This window comes from Streptomyces sp. HP-A2021, assembly GCF_022807935.1.
Taxonomy (GTDB): Bacteria; Actinomycetota; Actinomycetes; order Streptomycetales; family Streptomycetaceae; genus Streptomyces; species Streptomyces afghaniensis.
Genome location: NZ_CP094344.1, coordinates 8,818,791 through 8,832,154 on the forward strand (window position 1 = coordinate 8,818,791; position 13,364 = coordinate 8,832,154).

Sequence of the window (13,364 nt, forward strand, 5' to 3'; positions counted from 1 at the left end):
AACCTGCCGTCCGGCAGGTCGTCGGGTATCGAGTTTCGGGAGCGATTCATGCGCCACAGCTTCAGGCCCCTATTCCCATATTGTCTAGACTTGACCTCGTAGGACCTGAATGGGCGACCCGGGGGGTGTGACTAGGCCTGGGGCGCGTCCGGCAGGCCGGTGGTGCCGTGGGGGCCTACTTCCTCAGGCCTGTCGCCGCGCAGTCGGCCGCGAGTGCGGGCGTGCATATGTCCGACGCTTTGTACATGCCGTCCCTGATGACCGTGTCCTTGATGTTGCCCTTCGTCAGGGCGACAACGGGCACGAGATGTGCGGGGATGCCCTTGCGGTGGGGGCTGTCGACCTTGTCACGTGTGAGGGCGGCGAACTGTATGTCTCTGCCCTGGGCCCTCGCCACGGCCATCTCCGCGGCGAGTTCGGCCTCCTGTGGGTACGGCTTGTACACGCTCATGTACTGCTCACCTGTGACGATCCGCCGCACCGCCGAGAGCTCGGCGTCCTGTCCGGTGATGGGTGGCAGGTCGGTTACGCCTGCGGCCTTCAGCGCCTCGATGATGCCGCCCGCCAGACCGTCGTTGGCGGCGTAGACGGCCTTGATGTCGTTCTTGCCGATTTCGTTGATCGCCTCGGTCATGTTCTTCTCGGCGGTCTGCGGCTTCCAGTCCTTGGTGTCGAACGACTTGGCGATCGTCACCTTGCCGTCGAGCGCGAGGAGCGCGCCCGCCTTGAACTGCTGGGCGTTCGGATCGATGGGCGAACCGTTCATCATGACGATCTTGTCGGAGATGCCGGCGTCCGCACCGAGGGCCTGCAGCAGGGAACGGCCCTGCACCTCGCCGACGAGCTCGTTGTCGAAGGTGATGTACGCGTCGATCGGGCCCTCGGCCAGCCGGTCGTAGGCGATGACAGGAATACCGGCCTCCTTGGCCTTCCTCACCCCGCCGGCGATGGCGTGCGCGTCGACGGGATCCAGCAGGATCACGTCGACCTGTGCGTTGATCATCTGCTGCAGTTGTCGTGCCTGCTCGTCCGCGTCCGCATCGGCGTTGGCGTACTCGACCCGGCCCTGGCCGCGGGTGAGGGACGCGACCTTGGCCTTGATGACGGGGTGGTGGAACTGCTCGTACTGGGGGTTCGACTTTTCGGGCAGGAGCAGCCCTACGGTGATGTCGTCGCCCTTGGTCGGGCTCGCGTCGCCACTGCGCCCCGTCGCGTTGAGCCCACCGCAGCCGACGAGTGAGACGGAGAGCGCTGTGTTGGCTGCGGACATGGCGATACGGCGCATCGGGAGCTCACTTCAGGCGCGATCCGGACGTGGGTGCCGCATTGCGGCCCACTGACTGAAAAGCCGACACGGAGACGCCCCGGTGTCGAGCGGGGCTACTCTACGAGATGAGAGACGGCATCTCACAATATGTCCACCCGAGGTCGCGGTCGGGCTGCGCCGATCTCGCACCTGACCACCCGCCAATTCTTGCCTGGAGGGGGCGTCGGCCTACTCGCATCTCGCCTACCCGTATCGCTTGACACGATGCCATCTCGCATTGAAAGATGCCCGCCATGCGAGTAGTGACGACGGACGCCGGCCTGGGCCGGATCGAGGACGGGGCTGTCGCCCTGCTGAACACTGCTTTTCCGCACGTCGGCGCGGTCATCGAACAGGAGGGTTCGCTGCGGTGCCTGGCGTCGTGCGCGGTGCGCCGACGCATCCCGCTCGAAGAGGCCACGCTCGTGGCGCCCCTGGGCCGCCCCCGCGCGGTCTGGGGCGTCGGGCTCAACTACATGTCGAAGGCAGCCCGCACCGGCCGCGGACTGCCCGAGCAGCCGATCCTCTACCTGGCCGCGTCGTCCGGCGTGTCGGCACCCGGCGCGCGGGTGGTGATCCCGCAGTCCGCGACCGAACCCGACTACGAGGGCGAGATCGCGGTGGTCGTCGGGCGCCGGCTGTACCGGGCGACCGAGTCCGAGGTATGGCCCGCGATCGCCGGTGTCACCGCGGCCAACGACATGACGGCACGCGACATCATGCGCGCCACAGGCACTCCCGCCCTCGCCAAGAGCCACCCGGGCTTCACGCCGCTCGGCCCGTCGGTCCGCACTCCCGAGGATTTCACCGACCGTGACGCGATCCGCGTACGGACCCGGGTCAACGGTGAGCTCGTGCAGGACGACACGAGCGACGGGATGATCTTCCCGGTTCCCGATCTGCTCAGCAGGCTGTCGTGGTTCACCGTGCTTGAACCCGGCGACATCGTCCTCACCGGAACCCCGGCCGGCACCGGCCAGGACCGCGCGTGCTTCCTCGCCGACGGCGACGAGGTACGCGTCGAGGTGGACGGCGTGCTGCCCCTCGTCACCCGCATCGTGCGTCCCACGGACGCCTCACAGCACGACCACCGGCTGACCGAACCGGCCAGCTGACCGTTCCCCACCCTCCCCCCTGGAGCACACCTCGATGTCCATCTCCTCCCTGTCGTCGTACGACCTCGTCCTGGCCGGCGGCACCGTCATCGACCCGGCGTCGGACACCCATGCCCGGCTCGACGTGGCGGTCACCGGTGACCGCATCGCCGCCATCGGGGAGGGCCTGTCAGCGAACGCGGCCCGCACGATCGACGTCACCGGCTCCACCGTGCTGCCGGGCCTCGTCGAGGGCCACACCCACATCTTCCAGTACGTCTCCGCCGTCGGAGCCCCCGCCGAGGAGGCCCACCTGCGTCGAGGCGTGGTCGCCGCGGCGGATGCCGGGACGGCCGGCGCCTCGACGTTCGCGGCCTTCCGCAAGCTGGTGGTCGAGGCCAACCCACTGCGCATCGTCAACTTCCTCAACGTCTCGGTGCTCGGCCTGATCGACTTCAGGTTCGGCGAGCTGCTGAACCCCGACACCCTGGTCCCCGAGGACGCGCTCGCGACTGCCGAGGCCCACCCCGACATCGTCCGTGGCTTCAAGATCCGCCTCTCCGAGGACGTCGTCGGCGAGAACTGGGAGTCGCTGCTGAAGAAGTCCGTGGCACTGGCCGAACAGGCCGGCCTGCCGCTGATGCTGCACATCGGCGAGACCTCGGAGCCGCTCCCCGTCGTCCTGGACCACCTGCGCCCGGGCGACATCGTGGCGCACTGCTACACCGGCAAGCCGTACGGCATCCTCGACGGCGACCACGTCCAGCCCGCCGTCACCGCGGCCCGTGAGCGCGGCGTCCTGTTCGACTCCGCCCACGGCAAGAGCAATCTCAGCTTCGAGGTGGCACGCCGGGCGATCGCCGACGGATTCCTGCCCGACGTCCTCAGCTCCGACACCAGCGCCCGTAACTGGCGCGGCCCGGTCTTCGACCTGCTCACCAGCATCTCCAAGCTGGTCGCGCTGGGCGCGCCGCTTGAGGAGTGCGTCCGGCGGGCCACCGTGGCGCCGGCCCAGTTGCTCGGGCTCGACGACGAGGGCTACGGGCGCCTGGAGGTCGGTGGGCGGGCCGACGTCACGGTCGTCGACTGGACCGACGAGGTCACCCTGCCCGACGCCGCCGGCAACACGATCGTCGCGCCGCGTCTGGAGCCGACCGTGGTGCTGCACGGCGGCAAGGAGGTCGACATCGTGCCGTGGCGGGGCCTGAAGTCGGCGTGACACGCCCGCACGTCCCAGGAGGACTCCATGAGTGTCGGTGACGTCCATCTGCTGCGGCGCCGGCTGCGCAGGGCCCTGACGGCGGGGCGACCCGCCGTCGGCACGTTCGTCAAACTGGCCTCGCCCGACGTGGTGGAACTCGCCGCGGCGGCCGGGTTCGCGTTCGTGGTCGTCGACCTCGAACACTCCACCCTCACCGAGCGAGACGCCGTCGACCTGGTGCGCCACGCCGACGTGTGCGGGCTCCCGGCTCTGGTCCGCGTGCCCGAGGTGGACGCCGCCGCGGTCAACCGGCTCCTGGAGGCCGGGGCGGCGGGAATCCAGCTCTCCATGCTCACCCGCCTCGCCCAGTCCGAGGCACTCCTGGCGGCGACCCGGTTCGCTCCGACCGGCAGCCGGTCCGTGAGCCTGGCCAACAGAGCCGCCCGGTTCGGTGCGACCCCACTGGCCGGTTTCCTGCGTGCCGAGCAGGACGACCCGCCGGTGCTGGTCGGCCAGATCGAGACGGCGCGGACGGATCCGCTGCCGGAACTGGTCGCGGCCCTCGACGTGTGCTTCGTCGGCAGCACCGACCTCGCGGTCGACCTCGGCCTGCCGGCGGACCCGGCGGTGCTGGGCGCCGCGGTGGACCGGGTGAGGGGCGCCGCCCGCTCCGCCGGGGTGGCGTTCGGCGGCTGGGCGCCGAACCGGAACGCCGCGTCGGACCTGGGACTCGGTGACGCCGACTACCTGGTCGTCGGATCGGATCTGCAGATGTTGGCGGCCGGCCTGCGGGCGGCCGTCGGAGAGGAGAACCAGTGAGCACACGCAACGCGGCCCTGTTCCACACCGTCGTCAACTGGCACGAGATGCCGGTGACCCAGGTACGTCCGGGGGTCCGCCGTCGGGTCTACGCGACGGACGAGGTGATGATCTGCCATCACGAGCTCGACATCGGCATGGCCCTGAACCCGCACCGGCACGAGGACTTCGACCAGCTGGTCCATATCGCCGAGGGGCGTGCGAACTACTACGTGGACGGGGTCGCACACGATATGCGTGCCGGTTCCTTCCTGCTGGTTCCCCGCGGCAGCGAGCACTACGTGGAGCCGACAGAGGCCCCGTGCGTGAACATCGACTTCTTCGTCCCGCCGCGGGCCGACCTGCTTCCCTGAGCGGCGGATCTCGTGCGAGAACGAAAGAGGGCCCACCGCATCGGCGGTGGGCCCTCCCGTCTCGCCGCAGCCGGGTCAGCCGCCGTTGGGCGCGTCTTCGGAGGTGCCCAGCCGCTGCGACAACGCCCGGGCGGTCTCCAGCAGCGCCTGGGCCATCGGCGACGTGACGTCGTCGGAAACGGTCGCCGTCGTGCCGACGATCGCCAGCGTTCCGCTGATCGTGTCGCCCTCGAAAATGGGCGCCGCGACCGTGCGGACACCGTTGACGGTGGGGGAGTTGACCGACAGGCCGTGCTTCCGGATGGCTTCGAGCTCCTCGTTCAGCTCGGATTTGCGGACCGAGCGCGGCAGCGTCGGCACCTGCTCCGGGGGCAGGAACGCGAGGAAGACGCGTCCCTGGGCCGAGGACGTGAGGTTCAGGCGCGAGCCGACGCGGACGCTGATGCGCACCATGTGGTCGGTGTTGTCCACCGAGCGCACCACAGTCGCCGACTCGCCGTCCCAGACCGACAACACGATGGTCTCGTCGATGCGCCTGACGAGTTCCTCCATGTACGGCTCGGCGGCGGCGACGATCGGCAGGCCGGCCCGCGCCGCCGTGGCGAGCGTGAGCACCTGGGGCCCGAGGGAGTACAGCGAGGTGCGCTCGTCGTACCGCAGCAGGTTCGCCGCCCGCAGTGCCTTCGTGTAGCGGTGCGCGGTCGCCTTGCTCGCCCCGAGGCGCGCGGTGATCTCGTTGAGGCTCATGTGCGGTTTTCCGACCGTGAACGAGCCGAGGATCAGCGCCGCACGCTGCACCGTCTGGATCGTCGGCGCTGTCCTGTCCGGACCGTCCTGCTCGCCGGTGCCGCCCTGCGCCTTCGTGGCCATGGAATTCTCGCTCCTGTCCGTGCCCGGTCAATGGTGGGACGTCAAATGAAACGCCGTCTTGTATGAAGCAATGGTAAGGGTCGGGTCATGGTGGGTGAAAGAGCGCTGGGACGCGCATCCCCGTGAGCCGTGGTGGTGAACGGGAGCCTGACGCTTCGCCGTCGTCGGGCTCCCGTTCACCACGCCGCTCAGCGCGGCACCTCACGCGTCCGAGGAGTGCCCCGGTGTGATCGAGCGTGCTGGATCGAGCAGGGCGGCGATGTGGTTGACGGCCAGGGCCGCCTCACCGAAGCCGATGGAGATGAGGCTGACCTTGCCGTCGTGGTCGGCGATGTCGCCGGCCGCGAAGACGCGCTCCCGGTTCGTGCGCATCGTGCGGTCGACGAGGATGCGCCGACGTCGCAGCTCGAGTCCCCACCGTTCGATCGGGCCGAGATCGGCGATGAAACCGAGCGCGGCGACGACGGACTGGGCGGGCAGGATGATCCGGTCGCCGTCGGAGGACGCGACCACGACCTCCGACACGGCCCCCTCGCCGGAGACCTTCTCGACCTCGTACGGCGTCAGCACCCGCACCGAGGAAGCGTGTACCTGCTCGACACTGCGCTCGTGGGCCCGGAACCGCGTGCGCCGGTGCACCAGCGTCACCGACGAGGCGATCGGCTCCAGCGACAGCGCCCAGTCCAGCGCGGAGTCCCCACCGCCGACCACCACGACGTCCTGTCCGGCGAGCTCGTGCAACCGCGGTACGAAATACCGCAGCCCCCGGCCGAGGTACTCGGAGCCCACCGGGAGTTCGCGGGGGATGAAGTTGCCGATGCCGCCGCAGACGAGCACCGCGCCCGCGGTGACGCGCGCGCCGGCGTCGGTGGTGGCGACGATGCCCTCGCCCGTGTCGTCCAGCCGGGTGACCCCGTGCCCGAGCAGGTAGGTGGGGTTCCACCGCCAGGCCTGCTCGGCCAACCGGTCCACCAGGTCCTGACCTCGGACAGCGGGAAAGCCGGCCACGTCGTAGATGAGTTTCTCGGGGTACAGCGCGGCGATCTGGCCGCCCACCGCGGGCAGAGCGTCGGCGACCGCCACGCTCAAGCCGCGGAAGCCGGCGTAGTACGCGCCGTACAGCCCGGTCGGGCCGGCGCCGATGATGAGCAGGTCGACGGAGACTTCGGGGCCGGCTCCCGTGGGCGCGTGGCCGGTCACGCGCCCACCTCCGGGTGGTCGTATCCGACCTGGCCGACCTTGCGGGCTCCGCCGGGCGAGCCGAGCGGTTCGGTCCCGAGGGTGAAGAACTCGGCGTTGATGCGCTCGAAGTGCTTGCTCTCCTCCGGCAGGTCCTCGTGATGGAAGATCGAGATCTGCGGGCAGACGGGTTCGCAGCGCCCGCACTCGACACATTCGTCGGGCTGGATGTAGAGCATCCGGTCGCCCTCATAGATGCAGTCGGCCGGGCACTCCTCCATGCACGACTTGTCCATGATGTCGACGCAGGCCTGCGTGATGACGTACGGCACGAGCTTGTTGCCCTTCACACGGTCGCACAGCATGCGAGACGGTGTATTTCAATGTGGAACAGGATGATGACCGTGCCGGGGCGGGGTGTCAACCGGAAAACGAATGCTTGACACCTTGAGAATGCTGGGGGACTCTGATGCGACATACGAGATGGCGTCTCATAGCACGCCACTCGGGTCGGGACTTGTGAGAGGCAAACTCCCCATGGGAAGCAACCCCCGGACCGTCCCAGCGCCGATGATCGTCGAGGACTGGGACCAGCTCACCTTCCGGGTCAACCGCGAGGCCTACCGAAGCGCGGAAATCTTCGCCCGGGAACGCGGCTGGGTGTGGATGCACACCTGGCTCTACCTCGGGCACGAGACCGAGATCCCCAACCCCAACGACTTCAAGGTCCGCACCCTCGGCGGCCGGCCGCTGATCTTCTGCCGGGACAGCGCCGGCGAAGTGCACGCGTTCCTGAACTCCTGTCCGCACCGCGGCACCGTGCTGTGCCGCGAAAGCGAGGGTTCGACCAGGCTCTTCCAGTGCTTTTACCACGCCTGGACGTTCCGCAACAACGGCGAGGTCGCCGCGATCCCGGACGCCGGGGCGTACGAGTCGAGCGATGAATTCCGGGCCTCGATGGGGCTGCGCGGCGTGCCGCGCCTGGAGACCCACGAGGGGTTCGTCTTCGTCTCCTTCGACCCCGACGTCCCGCCGCTGCTCGACTACCTCGGCGACGCGGCCGACTACATGACGATGATCCAGCAGCAGCACGCCGGCGGCATGACCACCCTGCCCGGCACACAGCTCTACAGCGTGCGCGGCAACTGGAAACTCGCCGTCGAGAACGCCATGGACGGCTACCACTTCGCCCCGACGCACAACACGTTCGTGGGCTACCTGCGCGAGAGCGGCTACGCCGTCACCGACGACAACCAGTACGCGTACAACCTCGGCAACGGCCACGGACTGCTGGTCCTGACCGGGCACGGCGGACGCATCAGCATGATCTGGGAACCGCGCTTCGGTGAGGACGAGCGGGTCCGCACCGAGGCCCACCGAGCGGAGATGACACAGCGGCTGGGGGAGGAGCGGGCGCACTACGTGGCCGACGAGAGTCACATCCTGTTCGTCTTCCCGAACCTGCTGCTGTTCGACATCGAGGGCCTGTCGATCCGGCAGCTGGAGCCCGTGGCACCCGACCAGACCGACGTGCGTGCCTGGCAACTGGTCCCGCGCGAGGAGGACCCGGACACGCGCGCCCTGCGCATGAAGACGGTCGTCAGCTTCGTCGGCCCGGGCGGACTCGCGACGCCGGACGACATCGAGGCGTACGAGGCGGTCCAGCGCGGCATCCAGGCCACGGCGGGCACCACCGCACCCGAGCTGGACTACAGCGACATGTCACGCGGCATGGCCGACGAGGTCAAGGGTGTCCAGGGCAGATCGATCGACGAGGGCGCGATGCGGGGCTTCTGGCGGCAATGGGTCGAAGCCACCGGGCTCGACGACGGCCTCGAGATCCACGGCGAGCGACCGGCGTCCTTCCTGGCAGGGAGGGACGTGCGATGACAACGATCAGCAACCGCGGCCTGGTCCGGTGCGCGGGACGCACCGTCACCAGGCCGGAGGTGGAGGACTTCCTCTACGCCGAGGCGGACATCCTCGACCACTGGGACTACGACAGCTGGCTGGCCCTCTTCGAGCCCGGAGCCCGCTACGAGATCCCGACCACCGACTACCGTCCCGGCTGGTCCCCGCACGAGACCGGATCGTTCGTCGACGACGACTGGGACCTGCTGAACGCGCGGGTCAAGCGACTGAAGTCCCGCAAGGCACATGCCGAGAACCCGCACTCGCGCACGCACCGGCTGGTGTCCAATGTGCGGCTGTCCGAGGAGTCGGAGGACTCCTTCCGGGTGGCGGCGTCCTTCGTGGTGCACCGTGCCCGCGACGGGCACTTCGACGCCTACGTCGGGTGGTACGACCATCTGCTGGTGCCGACCGAGGACGGACTGCGTTTCCGGTCGCGGCGCTCGATCCTCGGCCACGAGTCGCTGGCGGCAGGCGCCCGGCTCAGCTTCATCCTCTAGCCGGCGACGGAAGGCGATCCGATGATCCGACACACCCTGTCCTTCCGTTTCGCCGACGGAGTCGACGAGGCCACGCGGGAGTCCGTGCTGGCCGAGCTGCGCACCTTCCCGGACCGGTACCCGGCCATGTGCGGCTTCGTCCTCGGCGAGAACATCAGCACCCGCGACCAGACCTTCACCCACACCATGGCCGTCGACTTCGACAGTCAGGACGACCTGCTCGCCTATCTCGGCAGCGAGTCACACGAGAGCTTCGTGCGCACACGCTGGCGGCCGGTCATCGCCCAACAGGCCATCACCTCGTTCGAGTTCGCCGAGCGCCCCTCGCTCGCTGCAGGAAGGACACCGCCGGTGAGCACCCGCCCGCACGGCCCGTACGGCATGGAGTACGCCCGGATCGAAGTTCCGGACATGCAGGCCACGATCGACTTCCTCGAGTACCACGTCGGACTGCAGCTGGAGCAGCGTACGGACGAGTACGCCTACCTGCGCGCCGACATCGAGCATCACGCGATCGAACTGATCCACGCCCCCGAGCGCACCGACGGCTGGACGACCGCGATCGGCTACAGCGTCGAGAGCGAGGAGGTCCTCGAACAGCTGCACAAGAGCGTGCTCGACGCCGGACTCGAAGTGCTCGAACTGCAGGAGCGACAGAAGGCGCTGTGCGACAACGGCTTCGCGGTGAAGGACCCCGACGGCCTCATCGTCGAGCTGTTCACCGAGTTCCAGGAGTACGCCGAGCCGCCGCACATCGAGATCCGGCCGCTCGACCTGGTGCACCCCTTCATCGCCACCGCGAAGTTCGAGGAAACGGTGGACTTCTACCAGAACGTCCTGCGGTTCCGGCCCTCGGACCACGTCGTCGGCTCGACCACGTTCTTCCGCGGCGAGGACCGCTACCACCACAGCCTCGCGATCCAGAACAACAAGGAGCACTTCACCGCGCACCTGTGCTTCGCGATGAAGAGCCTCGACCACGTCATGCGGATGCGCGCCCGCGCGCTGTACAAGGGCGCGCCGATCGCCTCGGACATCGTCAACCACTCGGCGTCGACGTCGATCGCGTTCTACCTGCACGACCCCCGCTTCGGCCCGCGTTACGAACTGTGCGACAGGCACCGGGTGTTCACGCCGGAGGAGCACGAGACGCACCGGCCCCGCCGGATGCCGGCCGACCCGCGCAACATCGACGTGTGGCGTCCGGCTTCCGACGACTGGGGACGTTTTTGAGACAGCAGTTGCTCGACGTCCTGCACCTGCTCGATGCGCTCCCCGCCCCACGTGGCGGGGAGCGCACGGCGGCCCACCGGTTGCGCGCCTGGTGCGCCGAGCGGTGGCCGCACGTCGAGTGGCAGGTGCTGGAGCACGGCTCCGCGGGCGGCAGCCTGGTCGCTGACCACGGAGCCGGGCCGCTGCTCTACTCCCACCTCGACACCTCGCTGGACGAGCAAGGTGCGGCTACCCGGCTCGTCACCGGCGACGACGCGCCCGTCGGTCCGCTGACTGTCGACGGCGACAGGGTGACCGGCTTCGGCCTCGGGGTCGCCCGCGGGCCCGCGGCCGCCGCACTGGTCGCCTTCGCCGAGGCGGGTGCCGGGCGGCTCCTGCTCGCGGGCTCCGGGACGCACCGCCGCACGAGCGGGATCACCGGTCTTGAGGCATACATCGACGCCTACCCGCTGCCGCCCTCGGCGATCGTGGCCAAGTGCGGCCCGCCGACGCTGCTGTGGCACGAGCCGGGCGCGTTCTACCTGACCGTCCGGGTGACCGGACGCTCCGGGGCCGCGATGGTGGCGGAATCCGCCACGCCACCCGGGGGAGTCGTCGCTCAGGCCGGCGTCGTCCTGGACGAACTGGCACGCTGGCGCACGGCCTATCTGGCCGCCGATCCCAGGGCGGGGCAGACCGGCCGGGCGTGCGGTATCGGAGCGATCAGTGGGGGATGGCCGGACAAGCCGGACCTGTTGCCGGCCCAATTGCGGGTCGATCTGTACGTCGTCGTCGGTGACCAGGCGGAGCCGAAGACGCTGGCGGCCGAACTGACCGACCGGCTGCGGGCGCGGTGCGCGGCGTCGGACTTGCGTGATTGCGACATCGACGTGGAGGCCGAGCCGGTCGCGTCCGCCGCGGCCACGCCGGCCGACGCCCCGGTGGTGACGGCCGCCCGAGCGGCCTGGCTCGACGAGTTCGGTACGCAGCCGCCGCCGATCACCGGATGGACGGGCTCGACCGACGGCGTCGTCCTGCGCGCTCGCGGCGTCGACACCGTGCGCCTCGGCCCGAGGGCGAGGCCGGACACCGACGAACCGCGTCGCGATGCCCTGTCGTTGACGGAGCTGACCGCCTTCGCGCGCATGTACCGAAAGCTTTTGACCGAACCGGGCTAGCCCGGGCGGTTGCCGACGGTGGACCCAGGGAGTCGCGCGATGCCGAGACCATACGTAGGGCACGGATGCCCTGAAAGGAAGTGGACGGGCCGATGGACAAAGTCATCGCCTCAGCCTCCGAAGCCGTGGCGGACGTCCCTGACGGGGCCTCCCTGACAGTCGGCGGTTTCGGTTTGAGCGGGGTCCCGGACATCTTGATCCAGGCCCTGTACGACGCCGGTGTGACAGGACTGAACGTGTTCTCGAACAACTGCGGCGCTCTGGACTCCGGTCTCGCCGTGCTCCTCGCCGCAGGCCGGATCGCCCGGGTGACCGGCAGCTACATCGGCGGCAACCAGGAGTTCGCCCGTCAGTACCTGGGCGGCGAGATCGAGCTGGAGCTGATCCCCCAGGGCACGCTCGCCGAGCGACTACGGGCCGGGGGCTGCGGCATACCGGCCTTCTACACCCCGGCCGGCGTCGGCACCCTGGTGGCCGACGGCGGCCTGCCGTGGCGGTACGACGGTGACGGCGGCATCGCCGTCGCCTCACCGCCCAAGGAGGTCCGCGAGTTCGCAGGCGGGGACTACGTCCTGGAGCACGGGATCACCACCGACTTCGCCCTGGTGCGGGCGGCGAAGGGGGACCGCCACGGCAACCTGGTGTTCGGCAAGTCCGCCCGCAACTTCAACCCGCTGGCGGCCATGGCCGGCCGCATCACGATCGCCGAGGTCGAGGAGTTGGTCGAGCCGGGCGGCATCGACCCGGACCAGGTGCATCTGCCCGGCATCTTCGTGCAGCGGGTGGTGGCCCTCAGCCCCGAGCAGGCCGCCGACAAGAAGATCGAGAAGCTGACAGCCGTCCCCAGGGACCGGGAGGTGCGGGCCTGATGGCTTGGACACGCGACGAAATGGCCGCCCGGGCGGCCCAGGAGCTGCGCGACGGCGAGTACGTCAACCTGGGCATCGGCCTGCCGACCCTGATCCCGAACCACTTGCCCGAGGATGTCCATGTAGTGCTGGAGTCGGAGAACGGCGTTCTCGGCACCGGCCCCTTCCCGTACGAGGACGAGGTCGATCCCGACCTGATCAACGCGGGCAAGGAGACCGTCACGGTGCTGCCCGGCGCGGCGTTCTTCGATTCGGCGCTCTCCTTCGGCATGATCCGCGGCGGCCACATCGACACCGCCGTACTCGGCGCCATGCAGGTCTCCGAGCGGGGTGACCTCGCCAACTGGGCGATCCCGGGCCGGATGGTGACCGGCATCGGCGGAGCCATGGACCTGGTCCACGGTGCCCGTCGGGTGATCGTCACCATGACGCACACCGCGAAGGACGGCAGCCCGAAGATCGTCCAGGAGTGCGACCTGCCGCTCACCGGGAAGGGCTGCGTGGACCGGATCATCACCGACCTGGCCGTCCTCGACGTGACCGACGGCGGTCTGGTCCTCGTCGAGACCGCCCCCGGCGTCACGCATGAGGAGGTCGCCGCTAAGACGGCGGCGAAGGTGATCACCCCCCACACGACCGCCTGCTGACCCTGCTGAACATGTACGTCGCCGATGCTGTCGGCACCCCGGTCCCTGGTACGGCGGCGCGCTGCCCGTAGGCGCGCCGCCGTACGTTTGGGCAGACAACCGCCGCAGCCCTGCGTCGGCATGGCTGCGGCGTTGGGGAAACTGTCTGGTGGTGCGCGACGGCGTCAGTACGGCCGCTCAGGCGCGCCTTGCTGTGCACCACCCGCACCGGCCGTCAGCGTGAGG

General features: G+C 69.4%; 14 protein-coding genes. 10 read left to right on the forward strand and 4 right to left on the reverse strand.

The annotated features are described in order from the left end of the window. Positions 1 to 175: 175 nt before the first annotated feature. Positions 176 to 1,270 (reverse strand): substrate-binding domain-containing protein, encoded by a 1,095-nt coding sequence (locus MQE23_RS39740; RefSeq protein ID WP_243381673.1) that lies wholly within the window; start codon positions 1,268 to 1,270, stop codon positions 176 to 178. Between the two features lie 290 nt (positions 1,271 to 1,560). Between MQE23_RS39740 and MQE23_RS39745 the strand changes: the two genes are divergently transcribed. From MQE23_RS39745 to MQE23_RS39760, 4 genes are read left to right on the forward strand one after another with little or no spacing between them, the layout of a single operon-like run. Continuing rightward, a complete protein-coding gene (locus tag MQE23_RS39745) occupies positions 1,561 to 2,421 on the forward strand; it encodes a fumarylacetoacetate hydrolase family protein (protein WP_243381675.1) in 861 nt (286 codons plus the stop codon). Positions 2,422 to 2,455: 34 nt separating this feature from the next. Then, a complete protein-coding gene (locus tag MQE23_RS39750; protein ID WP_243381676.1) occupies positions 2,456 to 3,619 on the forward strand; it encodes an amidohydrolase family protein in 1,164 nt (387 codons plus the stop codon). A 27-nt stretch (positions 3,620 to 3,646) separates the two neighbouring features. After that, positions 3,647 to 4,420 (forward strand): aldolase/citrate lyase family protein, encoded by a 774-nt coding sequence (locus MQE23_RS39755; RefSeq protein ID WP_243381678.1) that lies wholly within the window; start codon positions 3,647 to 3,649, stop codon positions 4,418 to 4,420. Beyond that, a complete protein-coding gene (locus MQE23_RS39760; RefSeq protein WP_243381679.1) occupies positions 4,417 to 4,773 on the forward strand; it encodes a cupin domain-containing protein in 357 nt (118 codons plus the stop codon). The genes MQE23_RS39755 and MQE23_RS39760 overlap by 4 nt, the downstream gene beginning before the upstream one ends. 75 nt (positions 4,774 to 4,848) lie before the next feature. Here the strand turns inward: MQE23_RS39760 and MQE23_RS39765 are convergent, their stop codons facing one another. From MQE23_RS39765 to fdxA, 3 genes are all read right to left on the reverse strand, one after another. Next, positions 4,849 to 5,643 (reverse strand): IclR family transcriptional regulator, encoded by a 795-nt coding sequence (locus tag MQE23_RS39765; RefSeq protein WP_020277388.1) that lies wholly within the window; start codon positions 5,641 to 5,643, stop codon positions 4,849 to 4,851. Positions 5,644 to 5,844: 201 nt separating this feature from the next. After that, positions 5,845 to 6,843, reverse strand: coding sequence for an NAD(P)/FAD-dependent oxidoreductase (locus MQE23_RS39770; protein WP_020277389.1), 999 nt, complete (start codon positions 6,841 to 6,843; stop codon positions 5,845 to 5,847). Next, positions 6,840 to 7,154 carry a ferredoxin gene (fdxA, locus tag MQE23_RS39775; protein ID WP_037674122.1) on the reverse strand — a complete coding sequence of 105 codons (315 nt, stop codon included), beginning with the start codon at positions 7,152 to 7,154 and terminating at the stop codon, positions 6,840 to 6,842. Before fdxA ends, MQE23_RS39770 begins: the two co-directional genes overlap by 4 nt. A 205-nt stretch (positions 7,155 to 7,359) precedes the next feature. Here fdxA and MQE23_RS39780 point away from each other — a divergent pair, with 205 nt between their 5' ends. The 6 genes from MQE23_RS39780 to MQE23_RS39805 all read left to right on the forward strand — a co-directional run bounded on the left by MQE23_RS39780 (position 7,360) and on the right by MQE23_RS39805 (position 13,139). Then, positions 7,360 to 8,712, forward strand: a complete 1,353-nt coding sequence (locus tag MQE23_RS39780) for an aromatic ring-hydroxylating dioxygenase subunit alpha (RefSeq protein WP_243381681.1) — start codon at positions 7,360 to 7,362, stop codon at positions 8,710 to 8,712. Then, positions 8,709 to 9,233, forward strand: a complete 525-nt coding sequence (locus MQE23_RS39785; protein WP_020277392.1) for an aromatic-ring-hydroxylating dioxygenase subunit beta — start codon at positions 8,709 to 8,711, stop codon at positions 9,231 to 9,233. Before MQE23_RS39780 ends, MQE23_RS39785 begins: the two co-directional genes overlap by 4 nt. A gap of 21 nt (positions 9,234 to 9,254) precedes the next feature. Continuing rightward, positions 9,255 to 10,466 (forward strand): VOC family protein, encoded by a 1,212-nt coding sequence (locus MQE23_RS39790; RefSeq protein WP_020277393.1) that lies wholly within the window; start codon positions 9,255 to 9,257, stop codon positions 10,464 to 10,466. Further along, complete coding sequence (locus MQE23_RS39795) at positions 10,463 to 11,623, forward strand: hypothetical protein (protein ID WP_243381683.1); 1,161 nt, start codon at positions 10,463 to 10,465, stop codon at positions 11,621 to 11,623. Before MQE23_RS39790 ends, MQE23_RS39795 begins: the two co-directional genes overlap by 4 nt. Positions 11,624 to 11,715: 92 nt before the next feature. After that, on the forward strand, positions 11,716 to 12,492 hold the full coding sequence (locus MQE23_RS39800) for a CoA transferase subunit A (RefSeq protein WP_037674092.1): 777 nt from the start codon (positions 11,716 to 11,718) through the stop codon (positions 12,490 to 12,492). After that, the gene (locus MQE23_RS39805; protein WP_037674095.1) at positions 12,492 to 13,139 is read left to right on the forward strand and encodes a CoA transferase subunit B; all 648 of its coding nucleotides are present in this window, start codon (positions 12,492 to 12,494) and stop codon (positions 13,137 to 13,139) included. The genes MQE23_RS39800 and MQE23_RS39805 overlap by 1 nt, the downstream gene beginning before the upstream one ends. Positions 13,140 to 13,364: the final 225 nt, after the last annotated feature.

Excerpts from the sequence above, each read along its gene's own strand:
- MQE23_RS39745 (WP_243381675.1), top strand. The coding sequence starts at position 1,561 with ATGCGAGTAGTGACGACGGACGCCGGCCTGGGCCGGATCGAGGACGGG.
- MQE23_RS39750 (WP_243381676.1), top strand. The coding sequence starts at position 2,456 with ATGTCCATCTCCTCCCTGTCGTCGTACGACCTCGTCCTGGCCGGCGGC.
- MQE23_RS39755 (WP_243381678.1), top strand. The coding sequence starts at position 3,647 with ATGAGTGTCGGTGACGTCCATCTGCTGCGGCGCCGGCTGCGCAGGGCC.
- MQE23_RS39765 (WP_020277388.1), bottom strand. The coding sequence starts at position 5,643 with ATGGCCACGAAGGCGCAGGGCGGCACCGGCGAGCAGGACGGTCCGGAC.
- MQE23_RS39800 (WP_037674092.1), top strand. The coding sequence starts at position 11,716 with ATGGACAAAGTCATCGCCTCAGCCTCCGAAGCCGTGGCGGACGTCCCT.
- MQE23_RS39785 (WP_020277392.1), top strand. The coding sequence starts at position 8,709 with ATGACAACGATCAGCAACCGCGGCCTGGTCCGGTGCGCGGGACGCACC.
- MQE23_RS39740 (WP_243381673.1), bottom strand. The coding sequence starts at position 1,270 with ATGTCCGCAGCCAACACAGCGCTCTCCGTCTCACTCGTCGGCTGCGGT.
- MQE23_RS39780 (WP_243381681.1), top strand. The coding sequence starts at position 7,360 with ATGGGAAGCAACCCCCGGACCGTCCCAGCGCCGATGATCGTCGAGGAC.
- MQE23_RS39790 (WP_020277393.1), top strand. The coding sequence starts at position 9,255 with ATGATCCGACACACCCTGTCCTTCCGTTTCGCCGACGGAGTCGACGAG.
- MQE23_RS39805 (WP_037674095.1), top strand. The coding sequence starts at position 12,492 with ATGGCTTGGACACGCGACGAAATGGCCGCCCGGGCGGCCCAGGAGCTG.